This is a genomic window from Kamptonema formosum PCC 10802 (genome assembly GCF_000332335.1).
Classification (GTDB): Bacteria; Cyanobacteriota; Cyanobacteriia; order Cyanobacteriales; family Oscillatoriaceae; genus Oscillatoria.
The window spans coordinates 2,028,823-2,044,214 of sequence record NZ_KB235948.1 but is presented as its reverse complement, the minus strand read 5'-3'; the positions used below and the strand labels follow the sequence as shown (position 1 = coordinate 2,044,214).

Below are 15,392 nucleotides of genomic sequence, written 5' to 3'. Positions count from 1 at the left end.
ACCACCGGCAGACATTCCGGCAATCGTGGATCAACCGGCAACTGTCGCACCACCGGCAGAGATTCCGGGAATTGTGGATCAACCGGCAGTTGAGGTGCCGGCAGACATTCCGGCAATCGTGGATCAACCGGCATCTGTCGCACCACCGGCAGACATTCCGGCAATTGTGGATCAACCGGCATCAGTCGCACCACCGGCAGACATTCCCGCCATTGTGGATCAACCGGCAGTTGTGGTGCCGGTGGACATTCCCGCAATCGTGGATCAACCGGCAGTTGAGGTGCCGGTGGATACTACCGCAACTCCGGATGAACCGACATCTGTTGCACCACCGGCAGATATTCCGGCAATCGTGGATCAACCGGCATCTGTTGCACCACCGGCAGACATTCCGGCAATCGTGGATCAACCGGCAACTGTCGCACCACCGGCAGAGATTCCGGGAATTGTGGATCAACCGGCAGTTGAGGTGCCGGTGGATACTACCGCAACTCCGGATGAACCGGCATCTGTTGCACCACCGGCAGATATTCCGGCAATCGTGGATCAACCGGCAACTGTCGCCCCTACTTCCACTACCACTTCCCCGACACAACCGGCAACTGTCGCCGCTACTTCCACTCCCACTTCCCCGACACAACCGGCAACTGTCGTAACTTCCACTACCACTTCCCCGACACAACCGGCAACTGTCGCACCTACTTCCACTACCACTTCCCCGACACAACCGGCAACTGTCGCCGCTACTTCCACTCCCACTTCCCCGACACAACCGGCAACTGTCGTAACTTCCACTACCACTTCCCCGACACAACCGGCAATTGTCGCACCTACTTCCACTACCACTTCCCCGACACAACCGGCAATTGTCGCACCTACTTCCACTACCACTTCCCCGACACAACCTGCAACTGTCGCACCTACTTCCACTACCACTTCCCCGACACAACCGGCAATTGTCGCACCTACTTCCACTACCACTTCCCCGACACAACCGGCAACTGTCGCACCTACTTCCACTACCACTTCCCCGACACAACCGGCAACTGGAACACCTGCTGTTGCCAAACCCGCTCCAACGCCGGTGCAATTCGACTTTCCTGTAGCCAATCAGCCATTAGTTGGGGTTATCAGCACAGGTTTCACTGCGAACAATCCCGATATTGACTATTCGCGGATTACCTTGGGACAGGACCGGGTTGCCGGTGATGCCAATCCTTTGATGCTGCCGGCTGAAGGCAGCGCACCCGGCACCCATGTTTTAGGGATTATTGGCGCGACTCAAGGCAATAACACCGGCATTGATGGCATTAATGATGATGCGCCACTGTGGGTTGGTCGCGCTCCCGCGACTTCCGATAAATGGGCGGAATCTCTCAAAGAGTTTGTGGATGTCGCAAAGCAATCCGCCCAACCCAATGCGATTGTTAATATCAATTTAAACCTGACTGAAACCACTCCCCAAGGTCAGGTTGTGCCGCGATCTCAGCTGACTGATGCGGAAAAAGAGGCTCTCGCTTACGCGCAGCAGAATCAAGTCCTGGTGGTGGTTGCTGCCGGCAACGATCCTCAACAAATCTCAGCCCTCGGAAATGCTGGTTTGGACTTTGACAATATCATCACTGTCGGTTCAGGAAACCGCAGTGGCAAAACCGATTATTCCGGTACGGGTGAGGCATTAGATATTGTAGCAGAAGGCGGCACTCGCTCGAATCCCGTGCTGTCTACGGTGGGGACAAGTACCGGCAATATGGCGGGAACGTCGGTTGCAGCAGCTCAAGTTACGGGTGCGGTTTCTCAGGTGTGGGCGGCAAATCCGCAACTGAATTATCGGCAAGTTGTGGATATTGTTAAGAACACCGCTACTGACCTGGGTCAGCCGAATTGGGACGCTCAAACGGGTGCCGGTTTGCTGAATATGCCGGCGGCGGTTAACCTGGCGAAGGTAACTGCGCCTTTTCAACCTGAATCTGAACTTCAACCCTACCCTGAACCTGACCCAGTGGCTGCTGAACCCGTCCCACTATCCGGGGAAGCTGACCCAGTGGAGCGAGCAATTGTTGGGGATATTAGTCAAGAAATCAATAGCGAGCTAGTTCCCGAACTTGGTACGGTATTGACACAGCTGCAAAACACCCTGGCAGAAATTACAACCAACCCCAGCGCCACACAAGAACCCGCTCCTGATGCGCCGACGGAACAGGAACAAGATGACCTGATTTCCCAACTCAATGCCGAAATTGAGGCTGCATTTGCCGAGTTAACAGGGGACGATTTTGCGGATGTTAACGCGCTGGCAGACAAATTTAATTTTTCCCAGGAAGCTCAGCCTTTAGTCGGGGTCATAGACACGGGTTTTGCGGCCAACAACCCTGACATTGATAAGAGTCGGATTACTGCAGGAAAAGACTACATAGATGGCGATGACAACCCCTTGCTGGCGGAAGGCGAAGGCGACGATCACGGCACGAAAGTGCTAGAAGTTATTGCCGCCACCCAAAACAACAATGTGGGCATTGATGGCGTTAATGACGACGCCCCCATCTGGTTAGGACGCGCCGTGGGTTCTGGGGAGTGGGCGAAATCTCTGGTGGATTTTGTCGATGCGGCCAAACAGTCGGGTCAGCCCAATGGGGTGGTTAACCTCAGTTTCGATTTAACTCAGCAAAATCCCGATGGTTCCGTCACGACGCGCACGGAATTTACCCAAGAAGAAATTGACGCCTTGAAATATGCCCGCGATAATAATGTGCTGATTGTCGTGGCGGCTGGCAACCAAGGCACAGCGGTGATGTCAGCTTTGGGGCAAGCTTCGGAGCATTTTAACAATATCATCACCGTCGGCGCGGCGGATGAAGCAGCGAATCGTGCTGATTATTCCAGTTATGGTAAAGGGTTGGATATTATGGCTTATGGGGCGCGGCTGGACGACCCCACAACCGCCACCGGCAGCCAGGAACTGGATTTATTTGCCGGGTTAACTGCTGAAGAAATCGAACTTGTGGACAAGCTGACGAAGCAGTCGGACGGCTCCAGCGATAACATGCCGGCGCTTTCTGAGGAAGAGGAAGCGAAAGCCTTTGCAGCGACTCAGAAAATGCTGCAAAAAACCTTGGAATCTCTCGGAGACGTGGGTGCCGGTGGAGAGACGGAGCTGGGTGCAGATGCCATAGCCGGTACTTCCATTGCGGCGGCCAAAGTCACGGGTGCAGCTTCGCAAGTTTGGGCAGCCAATCCAGATTTAAATGCCGCTCAGGTGAAAGAAATTCTGAAAGCAACGGCGGTGGACTTGCACACGCCCGGTTGGGATATGGAAACCGGTGCCGGTTTGCTGAATTTGGGACTGGCGGTGCAAGCTGCGTTCACTACCAAGGGGGAAACCTTCACTGCTGACAGTGCTGAGATGTTATCTGGGTTGGGAGCGCTGAATGGTTCAGCCACTCCTGAAGAACGTGCTGCGGGTTTTTGGAAAAAAGTTAAGAATTTTGTCAAAAAAGCGGCATCTAAAGTAGTCAGCTTTGTCAAGAAAGTTGTCAGTGTTGTTCAGAAAGTTGTCAGTGTTGTCCAGAAAGTCGTCAGCTTTGTTCAGAAAGCGATTCCTGTTCTTCAAAAGATTGGTAGCTTTATCGCCTCAGTGGCCAAAAAATTCGTTTGCTTGCCTATCTTGGGCAAAATAGGTGTAGTTTTGGGCGGCATTGCTCTGGTGGGTGCTGCTGTAGGTGGGGCGATTTGGTGGTTCAAGAAGCAGAAGCAGCAGCAGCAGCAACAGCAGCAACAGCAGCAACAGCAGCCGGAGCCGCAGCAGCAGGTTGTGGTAGTTCAAGAAGACCCAATGGTCGCAAAAATTAACGCACTACAGACTGCTTGGACTAAGTTGTCCGCCCAACAGAAAACCGATCTTAAATCGTACCTGCTGAATGGGCTTCCTGACAAGTACAAGCCTTTGTTCAACGGCGATCCTGATAAAATATCGGTTCTCCTTAGCGCTGTGAATAGCCTGACCCAAGAGCAGCAGAATCAACTCGGGCCTAGACTGCTGGATGGGGTTCCCCCAACCTGGAAGTCCTTCTTCGATGGGACTAATCCCTCTAATTCCTATGTCCCGCAAGCAGTCAAAGACGCTTGGAATAGCCTGACAGTCACACCCGAACAGAAGGAGGCGCTGAAGAATGCTTTGCTGAATGGAGTTACTAGCCCTTACGGGCGACCCATCATGGAGGGCGATCCGGATGGCATTCTGAAGGTTGCTAGCGTTTTTAACAGCCCAAACCTTACAGAACAGGACAAAGACATTATTGGCAACTTCTTGATCAACGAACCGGGCGGTGTTCCTGACCAGTACCACAGCCTTTTTTTTTAACCCAGGCTGACTTCCAGAATCTGATTGCAGCCAAGCAATCTGAGATTCAGCAACAGCAGTCAGCCTTGCAAAATTACCAAGCTCAAATAAACGAAGCCTATGCAGCGGTCAACTGGTTTGAACAGCAGCGTCAAGATTACCAAAATCAAGCCTACTACTGGAATAGCCAAATCCACACTTGGGGACTTGTCGCCTGGGAAGATCGCGGCTGGTGGAGTTGGGGATGGATTTGGTGGTGGGGATGGCGTTTGGTGTATTGGTGGACTCCAAATTGGCAACCTGTTTACGGGTGGATATACAACCCACAGGCGGAAGCCAACCGGAATGCCACACAACAGGCTGCTAATACTGCGGCTCAATATCGAGATCAAGCTGCTCAGCAGGCGCAACAGCTATCTGCTGCTTTGCAACCTCACATTGCTGCAACTCAGCAGCAGATGGCAACGCAACAGCAACAGCTGCAATCTTTGATTCAGCAACAACAGCAAGCGGCTAGTGGGACTGTGTAAATCGGCTTTTGCGAGGGGAAAAGCGTTCCCAGGTCATCCCTGGGAACCAACCCTCAAACACCAGTTTTTTGTCTATTTTTACTTACAAGGATTGAATTTTCATGCAAATTCCCTTCTTTCAACCTATAAATCTGGCATACAGCTTCAAAAAAGCTTTCCCCATTAGTGCGGCGTTGGCATTCACTGTAGCGCTCGCGCCATCGGCTCTAGCTGCCAGTTTTGCTGACTTTGTTTTTATCGTAGACGAGTCTGGCTCTATGGCGGGCGAACATTCCTGGTTAGGGTCAACGATTGGGAATTTAGAAGCGGCTCTTCAAGCGAAAGGTGTTGGCAGTGGTTTTGAAGAAAACCGCTACGGTCTTCTTGGCTTTGGAGGCTATTATGGAGGTAGCTTTTATCGAAATATTGGAGTGACTTATGGAAGTTTAGAACGCTCGATACCAGTGGGCTATAGCTTATTAGGCAGCGCCTATGAGTTTGCTAACGCCACTCGTTACCTCGTCTCAAATGGCAGCTTTGAAGATGGTTATTCTGCGATTAACTATGCCTTGAACAATTACTCCTTTCGCGAGGGCGCTGCTGTTAACTTTGTCTTAGTGAGCGATGAAGACCGTGACAATGGCAATGGGAGCCTTAACTTTAACAGCATACTCAGCGGTCTGCAACAAAAAAACGCTTTGCTCAATGTTGTCGTCAACCATCAACTAACCGGTGAAAATGGACAGCAAGCGATTGGCGCTGACGCGCAAGGTAATGCGTTCCTCACTGACGGTCAGGGGGGATTTACAACCATTGCCAGCGGCGCTGGGGTATCGTACAGAAGTTTCGGAACGACTAAAGCGGACTACGTAAACCTGGCTTGGGCAACCGGCAACTCAACGGTTAGTGGCGCTGCGTGGGATTTAAATATGCTTCGTGCTGGCGGCGACACGGCTAAGTCATTTAGTGCGGCTTTTGTAGAAATTAAAGCCACAGAAGCCTTGAAGCAAACAGGCAATGGCGAGCCGACAAAAGTCCCCGAACCGACTGCCACCTTGGGTTTATTAGGATGTGCTGCTTTTAGTATCGGCAAACAGATCGCTCGCAAGTCACCCCAGGTCAGCAAAATAGCGTCCGAATAACTGCGGTCGCCCCTCCCAGGAACCGGGTTTAGTATGTTATAATCAGGATTTTTTGCCCGGTTTATTGCTTCTTACCAGTTCCCTATCAACCCCCAATCCTACGATTACGATGACTGAGATGACACGCAGCAAAATCGCGTCAGCATTGCCTGGGATGAGCCTGAAGAAATTGCCCAGTCCGTTCCCGAACCATCAACCTTTTTGGCTGGTGTCCTTGGTTTGGGAACAATGGTTGCAGCACGGCGGCGACGATAACTGGATTACTTGGAATACCTATTCTAAGCTAGCTCCCCAGTTGCGGGCGCAGGGATACGCCCATCTCGCCGAAGCCGATAAATGGCGCAAGGAAAAAGACCGGCTGGAACCGCTGAAGAATCAGTGGATTGAGGCGAATGATGCGGCGAATGAAGCTAACCCGGCTGTCCGAGAAGCCCGGAATTTCTTCGCCCAGCTGGAAGCTGCACGGGCGGACATTCCCCAAGCTCAGACGCAGTTGCAATCCTTGGAAACCCTTTTGCCAACCCTGAAGCAACAGTTGGAGCAAGCTGAGGCGGAAGCCAAGGCGCAAAATGCCAAGGTGCAGCAGGAGTGGGCGGACTATGACGCGGATGCGGAAGATTACCGGCAAGCGATTGAGGATGTCCTGCAGCGTCGCGGCGAGCTGAACCGGCAAGCCATCGAAACCCAGCAGCAGCTTGCTGAGACGGAACAATGGGTGGAGCGCCAGACTGTGGCGCTGGATGCGGAGGCGCGACAGGTGGCGTCTCTGCAACAGAACCTGCAACAGTACCGGGATCAGCTCGCCGCTGAAATCCCAGCAGCAACCGGCGATGAACTTGCGGAATTGCAAGCCAAATTGGCCCAACTCGACCAATCCTTGCAGCTGGCGAGCAACAAAGCTGCGGTGCTGAGCGCCCAGCAGGCGGCGCTCACCCAGAAGCGCACCCTGCTGACGGCCCAAAATGAGGTGATTCTTGCCGAACAGCGGCTGTTGGACGCCTACATCAACGACCCAGATGCGGACACCAACAACCTGCAACAGCAGTTACAGGACGCTCGCGCCGCTCTGGCGGAAGCCCAGCGCCTCGCGGAGCAAGCGGAAGCAGCCAGCAAAGCGCTCACCGCACCGCTGCAGCAGTTGCAAGCGGACTTGCTGGCGCAGAATGACGAGCACCTCAAGCAAGCGAAGGAGCACCAGGCGATTCTGAAAGCGCTGCTGGAGGCGACGCAGCTGAATGCCAACTACACCCTGCAAGCAGCACAAAAGCAGCAAGAAGTCAATACCCTGGAGTTCAACATTTTGCAGCGATTGCAGACAGCTGCGGCTGCCGGCTATCAAGAGGCGAAGGCGCTGCTGGATGTGGCCCAGCACAACGACATGGCCACGGCGGCTGAGATTTACTACCGGGATTACAGCGACTTGGCCAGCGATAAGGGCAACAAATGCACTCCTGGTTTGGCTCGTCCGGAAGACCGGCTTTTGGCGGATCAGTATTACCGGCAAATGCTGGAACAGCGGGAGTTGCAGCGCCGCGCTCAAGCGCAAGCGGATGGGTTCCGTGCGGTGAAGGAAACGGCGCAGGCGCAGATGGGGGTGTTGCAACAGCAGCAGGAAAGTGCCGCGCAGCAGTTGAGCGAGATTAATGCCAAGGTGGCGGAAACTCAGGCGCAACGGGAGGCGAAGGAGCAGGAGCTGGCCATTGCGCAGGCGCGGCTGGATGGGATTTCCCGGATTCGGGAGCAGACGGAGCAGACGTTTAACCAGCTGGTGGTGCTGGAACAGTTGAATCTGGCGCAGGCGCAGCTGGAGCAAGAGATTGCCCAGAATCGGGAAGCGGATATTGATGAGGCGGTGCGGAACCGGCAAGAGCGGGATCGGCTGGAGTTGGAGCGCCGGCGTTTGGAAACCCAAGCGCGAATTGAGCAGTTGCGACAGTTGCAAGTGGAGGACAATCTGCGCCAAGCGTTGAATCAGGCGCGGGGACAGCTGGGGCTGGAAACGCTGGAGGGGACAGAGGAGCCGGTGCAGTTGCAATCCCAGCTGGCGAGTCTGCTGGAGAATTTGAAAAATTTGGAATCGGAGCAACCGGACTTGCCGGCGGATGTCAAGGCGCTTTTGGCAGAGGCGCGGGGGGACATCTATCTAGCGCTGCAAGGGAAAGTACAAGAGGTAAGTAAAAACAATCTTTTCTCCGCTTTGAGTGCTTTAATGCTACAGGGCAATCAGTACAAAGCAGAGATTGATCGAATCGCACAAGAAGAGCAGCAAGACTCAGACCTGTTGCAAAAAGCTGATACAGAGTTGCAACAGGCAAGCCAAGATTTTATTGATGGACTTGACACAGCAAAACTCTTGCAAGAAGAGCGAGAAATCCTTACGCCATTGGCAATGGAAGCGCTAACCAAAGTGGCCTATGCCAACCAAGCAGTAGAGATTTCTAAAGAACTGGCCCAAGCCGCAAAAGGCATTCTTCAGGAAATCCTTGATTACCGGAAAAAGCAACGGGAAGCGCGGAAAAAATCTTTTTGGGCAAAGCTCATCAATATTGTCTCAACCGTGCTAAGTGTACTCAGTTTTATTGTTGCTCCATTCGCACCATTAGTGGCCCTGGGCTTAAATCTGGTTAAGGGTATAGTTGGAGCGGTTTGGGCAGCTATCAATGGAGATTGGCTGGGAGCTATTTTCCAAGGAGTGATGACAGCAGCCAGCTTTATCAGTGGTGGTTTAGGACAAATCCTCAAGAATGCAGGTAACTGCATCTGTGTCTTTGGTACTTCGATCGCCAAGTCAACCTTAGAAAACATCAAAAAAGGCATTGATGTTCTAAAGAATCTAGCTTCTGGAGCCTATCAAGGGGCAAAATCCATCATGTCTGGAGATGGAATTCTAGGGGCCTTGCAGATTATCGGTGCTTTAGCTGGGGCTGCTACTAACGGTTTAGGCGATATCCTGAAAAGCCTGCCCGGTGGCGACCTCATCTTCAAAGTTGTTGATAGCCTTAAGACGACTCCTGTTACCATCCTCAACGCTATCAGGACAATCAAGAGTGGAGATTCTTTCAATGGAATCACTCAGATTCTAGGAGAAGTATTCAAACTCGGTCACAATTTCACCACAACCGATTGTAACTGCGATGGGAAAGAGGATGAAACGTTTCTGTCGAAAGTGTTTGGGTTCTTAGGAAATGTCAACAGCACCGCTACTACCGTCTACAACCAATTTATAAAAGACGGAAGCTTGAATGGTTGGCTTACAGGAATCGCTGATATTGCTGGGACATGGAAAGGAACTATTATAGATTTCCTGAACAGCAATTACTGTCCGCCTGAATGGGTAAAAAAAGTCGTGGATAATACTTTGCAAGTTTTGTCGGAAGCCCCCAAAAAAATCAGTTCAGGTATCGCAGCTATCAAAGAACATGATTGGGTGAATGGAGTGGGAGATATCTTAGAAGCTGCTTTGGATTCTGCAAAAACTTTTGCGGATGGAACCAAAGCTGAACCGATTGCCAATGCTTTGCAAAATGCAGGTTATACAGGAGTGGCGATCTCCCAGCTCATCCAAGGCGCAACTCAGGGACTAAAGGGATTGAAGAATGGTTTGCAAGATGCTATAGATACCCTCAAAGAAGGTTGGGGCGATGATTGGGAAGATTTAAAGTTGAAGGATCGTTTTCAGCAAATATTCAAAAAGCTGGATCTCGATCCCAAGGATCTTTTGAGTCCTAAAAATGCTTTTGAGGCCCTGAAAAATTGGGCGACAGCAGTAAATCCTGACTTGAAGGACATCATACTCGATCTGCTTTTGACTTTAACTCCCTGGATTCAAAAGTCACCCACTCTACAGCCAGTAGGAACTCCGTAAATTCCCACTCCCTTTTACCAGCGAGTCTCGACCACCACCGGCACGCACGGTACGGATGGCCAGAATTTCAACGAAACCTTGGCCATCCCCAACCAACTATCCGAACATATAAGTTCGTGGCGCAGCAGCCAATACCTGGGGATTATTCCTCACACCGGCTAATCCAACAAAGTCAAACTTTTCAACCTCAACAACTCAATCTGGAGACAAAAAATGAAACATCAATATTCCTGGCTCACAGGCATAGGATTGCTAACCTCTCTTGGGTTCGGCTTTTTGCCGGCTGGAAAAGTTTTAGCACAGCAAGTGGCGTGCAATCAGTCAGTGTTTATTCCAGAAACCGGGTTTCTGCAATAACCTTTGTATCTCACCCGAAATCTTTGCTCAGAAACCCGGTTTCTTTATGCGCGACTCCGAAGTCAGAAACCGGGTTTCTGCAATAGCCTTTGCATCTCCCCCGAAATGTTTGCTCAGAAACCCGGTTTCTCTATCCTCGCGACTGAAATCGGGTTCCTGCGATAACCTTTGCACCCCCACCAAAATATTTATTTTAACAGGCAATGAAAATGAACATCCTGAAAAACTTATCAATAATTTTGCTGGGAAGCGCTATTGCAGCCAACTTCGCCACACCAGCTAGTGCTTTCAACGTCACTCTGGGAGGTACATTAGTTCCTGGAAAAGGAGTATTTTCTAGCGTTACCGGAGCCACAACAATTGATTTCGAGTCGGGTGCGCCAACATCTGGCCCTGTTGTTTATTCGGCTCCGGTAGTTGTTTCAGGAAATCTGTCAGGTTTCTATGCCGCACCGGACTATGATGCAACAAGATATCTGACAGTAGGCTCATTTGGCTTGTCTTCTGTCACGATTACTTTTGCTCGGTTGATAGATTACTTTGGCCTATATTTGGGTTCACCAGACCCGTACAACACCATTGCTTTCTATAACGGGTCTACCTTGCTCAAATTGTTTGGTGGCGGGAATGTTGTAGATCCCAGGTATTCCAGCGTTCCCAGTGTCTATGTAAACTTCTTTGCAGCGCCAGGTGAATCTTTCAATAAAGTTTCAATATTTTCAACATCCCCAGCAGCAGAAACAGACAATCACGCCTACAGATTTGTTCCATCAGAACCCGCATCTGTTCCCGAACCCTTAACTTTCTGCGGTAGCGTCTTGGGTTTTGGGGCGATGGTTGCAGCGCGGAAGCAGCGGCGAATTGTAAAGCAGCAGTAATTGCCGGCAAGGTTAGACTCCAGAAACCGGATTTCTGCGATAATCTTTGCATGGGGTGCGGGGCGGGCACAGGGGCACCGCCCCTACAGAAACCGGGGTTTCTTTAACCCCCGTTTCTTTCACCTCCAAAAACCCAACTCAACCTCACCAAGGAACCATAACATGACTAAATTAACTTTTGACCGGCTCAAACTTTTGTTCACCGGCACACTTGCGATAGTAATGGCAAATCCAGCCACCGCCGCTGACAACATTCTTTACCTTAATTCTACCCGTGGATTGGGGACTGCAAATTACGGAAATTATCGCAGCGTCATCGCCAATACCCTGGACAATTACCAGGGTGGCTCCCTATTCGATGTGGATTTCATTCAGACTCAAGTCGCTGGCGATTTGGCGTTTTGGCTTAATTCCAAGCCTGTCGGATATTATAACCAGATTTGGTTCGATACAACCATTTACAAGACATCTGTTCTCAACGCAACAGACTTAGCCGCACTAAATACCTGGGCAGCCAATAAACAGCCAGAGTTCATTTTAGATAGCTCCTTCTTTTTCCGAAATAAGCTGAACAATAGCCTTACTCTTTCTGCGACAGCAGCAACAATCGCCGAAGCCTTAGCCTTGAAAGACAAAGGGGGTGGCATTTTAATCGGTACAGATCATAATGATTTCGCATATACCGCCAATCAAATCCTAACAAACTTCGGCTTTGATGGTCTTTTTACAGGCGCGTACAACATTACCTCAAATGGCTCTTTTGTGGGCGACTTACTTCTCTCTTCGGGATCTGTTGGTTCTGCTTTTTTTGCCAATAATTTACAAGGACTATCCACATCAAGAGTTCCTGTAGGGAAACATACTCTCAATGAAAACGGGGGCAACAGAACAATTGAAATCTTTGAGAATCTATATTCCTACAGTCCCGATAAGATAACTCACATCGGTGCCAGCTTCACAACAGGAAGTTACACCACCGATATTAACAACCCCAAGCAACAATCTGTGCCTGAACCTTCCCCTGTGCTGGGAATTTTAGGTTTTGGCGCTTTTGGGATTGCTTCTCTGCTGAAACGCATGCGGCAACTGAAATTTGAGAATTATAGTAACACGCCAGAAACCGGGTTTCTGGAATAACCTTTGCATCTCTATCGAAATCTTTGCTCAGAAACCCGGTTTCTTTATCCCCGCGCCGGTGCCCTCCTCACCTCTTTTTTTTGTGCAACCTAACTAGAGAGTGCTCGCTCCTTCAATTTCCCCACCCGTGAGGATAGCGCCGTATCCCTACAGGGGGCGCTCTTGACAATACAGCGACCGGCTACTGTAGATTACCGGCGCAAAACCGAACTGATAATGATTGTAATCGTAGCACTAGCAATCAGAGTAAAAGCCAGTTGCACTACCCACTGAATAGCTTGCTGGTAGTTAGCAAAGCGCTCGTTGAATTTTTCGACATCCGTTGATAGCTTGTCAACCTCGTTCGATAGCTTATCTAACTTTGTGATCACATCCGCCATTGTTGGCTGTTCGTCTGGTGTGCCGGTCATTTGTGGGACTTTAAATCGACAATCCTATTCTATCATATTGCCGTATTTTCCAGCACCGGCATTGGGACTTTGGGGAGACGGAGGAAGAAAGGGACGATACCGCCGGCACACCCTCTCTTTCTTCAACCTACCCCTTTATTCCCGCGCCGGTGCCGGTGCCAAAGGCAGAAATCGGGTTTCTGCAATAACTTTTGCATCTCGCCCGAACCCTTTGTTCAGAAACCCGGTTTCTTTATCCCCACTGGGATAATTTGTGCAACCTAGCCGCATTGTGGTATTATACTATTGTAGGAACCGGCCCCCGTGCCGGCCCCCCTAGCCCGTCCGGCCCCCCCTGGCCCGTCCCACCGGCACCCAAAACCCAAAACAGATTGGCCCACGCCAGACCGGCTCCCTATTCGTGTGAGAGCGTAAAAAAAATTTACATTCGATATCTTGACAGCGGCTGCCGGCTTGAGTAGACTGGATTCATGCGAAAGAGTCACGAAGGTGAGAAGAGGGCCAGGAAACTGTGAGATAGCCTCAAACCGTTCCTGCTGGAAGTGTTCAGGCCATTTGGCGCTCGTGGGAGCTGGGTTCCAATCCGGCACCCGCGTAGATACGCGACATGTCGCGTCTGAACACCCAGGTTATGGCCACTCACTCCTACTTGCCAGCTGAGAGTGAAAGGGAAAGGGTGCGTATGCCGAATCTAAATCTTGGTTTTGACCTTTTGAGTGGGATCTCAATGTATGCGGGTTTGCTGGGGGGTAGCGGACTCGACGACTTCTTCAGCCTCAACTCCAACACACCGGCAACTTCTGCTCCGTCTACCAGCAACACCCTCGCCAATCCCCAAGTGCAGGTGTTCGACAGCAAAGACACCCTAATCTTCAGTGCCGAATCCCTGGGGATTTTGCCGTCATGGCTGAATTTACCCAGTATTGCCCCGGGAGAGTATCAAATCAGCGTCGCCACAAACAAGGGCGAAGAAAATTATACTGTGCGCGTGAGTTCAGGAGATGCCGGCAGCACCCCAGACACATCTAACTCAGCAGATCCGCTCACCGGCACAGCGCTAGATAACGGCACCGCACCGGCACTCGCAGAATCCCTTCTAATAGAATCTTCTATTGTAGCAGCAGATCCACAAACCACTCAGAGCAAAGATCCGCTAACCGGCGACAATCAGACAGTTTCCCCAGATGCCGGTAGCGCCAGCGACAGCACTGGAACAGCAGACACTGCCAGCAACCCCGAAATCGCCCCGGCATCAGAATCCCAAACGCCACCCCCCTCAACCGAGAGTCAAACAGCACCGGCACCAGAGCCAAATCCAGTGACATCCGAAACACAGCCGGTGGATATCAGCAGCGAAGTCGGTAACAGCGAGATCAATTTCCAAGTGCTGGACACTACTGGAACGACAGCGCTCACCGGCAATTTGCAGGAACTCTCTCCCGAATCCGCTATAGTTGAAAAGCCCGCCGAGCCGGTATCAGTCAGTTCCCAACCTGACACGGCTGAGCATTCAGAAATTTCCTCGGCACCGGCTTATATAGATATTGATATAGTTGAAGATCCATCCGCTCCCGGATATATCACCCTCGAAATGACTATCACAGAGGAGTCTGGAGCAGAACCGGCACCTGGCACACTGCAAGCTGTCATAGTTGACGAGCGGATAAAACCAGAAGTCGGGAGTGCAGAAAGTGGCACAATAGAGGAGCCAACTGAACCGGCAGACGAAACTCCACCGGCTTCCACAACCCCTAAGGTGCCAATTGAACCAAACCCTTTTGCGCCAGAAGCTGCCACAGTTGAGCCGGTTGAATCACCCCCTCTAACAGCGCCAGAAATTACCACAGTTTCTCAATCGGTTGAGCCAGCACCTGTTCCAGCAGAAGTTACCACAGGGAATGAGCCGGGGGAGCAAAACTCAATTCTAGCAAATTCTGTTACCACAGGGAATGAGCCGGGGGAGCAAAACCCTGTTGCGCCAGAAGTTGCCATAGTCTCAGAGTCGGTTGAAACCTTCCCTGTTACAGCAGAAGTTGTAACAGCTCAATTGCCGGTTGAGCCGGCACCCGTTGCGCCAGAAGTTACCATAACTCAATTGCCGGTTGAGCCGGAACCCGTTGCGCCAGAAGTTATCATAGCTGAATTGCCGGTTGAGCCGGCACCCGTTGCAGCAGAAATTGCCATAGCTCAATTGCCGGTTGAGCCAAATCCTGTTGTGCCAGAAGTTATCATAGCTGAATTGCCGGTTGAGCCGGCACCCGTTGCAGCAGAAATTGCCATAGCTCAATTGCCGGTTGAGCCGGAACCCGTTGCGCCAGAAGTTATCATAGCTGAATTGCCGGTTGAGCCAAATCCTGTTGTGCCAGAAGTTGTGATAACTCAATTGCCGGTTGAGCCGGAACCCGTTGCGCCAGAAGTTATCATAGTGCCAGAAGTTATCATAGCTGAATTGCCGGTTGAGCCGGAACCCGTTGCGCCAGAAGTTATCATAGCTGAATTGCCGGTTGAGCCAAATCCTGTTGTGCCAGAAGTTGTGATAACTCAATTACCGGTTGAGCCGGAACCCGTTGCGCCAGAAGTTATCATAGCTGAATTGCCGGTTGAGCCAAATCCTGTTGCGCCAGAAGTTATCATAGCTGAATTGCCGGTTGAGCCAAATCCTGTTGCGCCAGAAGTTATCATAGCTGAATTGCCGGTTGAGCCAAATCCTGTTGCGCCAGAAGTTATCATAGCTGAATTGCCGGTTGAGCCAAAT

8 protein-coding genes and 1 pseudogene are annotated in these 15,392 nt (G+C 51.2%); 7 read left to right on the top strand and 2 right to left on the bottom strand.

Annotation, left to right across the window (positions count from 1 at the left end):
• The 6 genes from OSC10802_RS54210 to OSC10802_RS0108725 all read left to right on the top strand — a co-directional run.
• On the top strand, positions 1 to 4,360 hold a 4,360-nt coding region (locus tag OSC10802_RS54210; protein ID WP_232731653.1), incomplete at its 5' end, for a S8 family peptidase.
• Between the two features lie 65 nt (positions 4,361 to 4,425).
• Positions 4,426 to 4,869 carry a hypothetical protein gene (locus tag OSC10802_RS0108755; RefSeq protein ID WP_017716409.1) on the top strand — a complete coding sequence of 148 codons (444 nt, stop codon included), beginning with the start codon at positions 4,426 to 4,428 and terminating at the stop codon, positions 4,867 to 4,869.
• A 101-nt stretch (positions 4,870 to 4,970) separates the two neighbouring features.
• Positions 4,971 to 5,990, top strand: coding sequence for a hypothetical protein (locus OSC10802_RS39300; RefSeq protein WP_017716408.1), 1,020 nt, complete (start codon positions 4,971 to 4,973; stop codon positions 5,988 to 5,990).
• Positions 5,991 to 6,099: 109 nt separating this feature from the next.
• A complete protein-coding gene (locus OSC10802_RS56945; protein WP_232731652.1) occupies positions 6,100 to 9,855 on the top strand; it encodes a coiled-coil domain-containing protein in 3,756 nt (1,251 codons plus the stop codon).
• Between the two features lie 566 nt (positions 9,856 to 10,421).
• The gene (locus OSC10802_RS0108730; RefSeq protein WP_044170699.1) at positions 10,422 to 11,090 is read left to right on the top strand and encodes an Npun_F0296 family exosortase-dependent surface protein; all 669 of its coding nucleotides are present in this window, start codon (positions 10,422 to 10,424) and stop codon (positions 11,088 to 11,090) included.
• A 162-nt stretch (positions 11,091 to 11,252) separates the two neighbouring features.
• Complete coding sequence (locus OSC10802_RS0108725) at positions 11,253 to 12,227, top strand: hypothetical protein (protein WP_017716404.1); 975 nt, start codon at positions 11,253 to 11,255, stop codon at positions 12,225 to 12,227.
• Positions 12,228 to 12,418: 191 nt separating this feature from the next.
• On the opposite strand, the gene OSC10802_RS0108720 is transcribed toward OSC10802_RS0108725, so the two are convergent.
• Both OSC10802_RS0108720 and OSC10802_RS55505 read right to left on the bottom strand, forming a co-directional pair.
• Complete coding sequence (locus OSC10802_RS0108720) at positions 12,419 to 12,637, bottom strand: ssr2422 family thylakoid membrane protein (RefSeq protein WP_017716403.1); 219 nt, start codon at positions 12,635 to 12,637, stop codon at positions 12,419 to 12,421.
• A 135-nt stretch (positions 12,638 to 12,772) separates the two neighbouring features.
• Complete coding sequence (locus OSC10802_RS55505; RefSeq protein ID WP_017716402.1) at positions 12,773 to 12,907, bottom strand: hypothetical protein; 135 nt, start codon at positions 12,905 to 12,907, stop codon at positions 12,773 to 12,775.
• Between the two features lie 412 nt (positions 12,908 to 13,319).
• Here OSC10802_RS55505 and OSC10802_RS0108710 point away from each other — a divergent pair.
• A pseudogene (locus tag OSC10802_RS0108710) lies at positions 13,320 to 15,392 on the top strand (hypothetical protein); the annotation flags it as partial.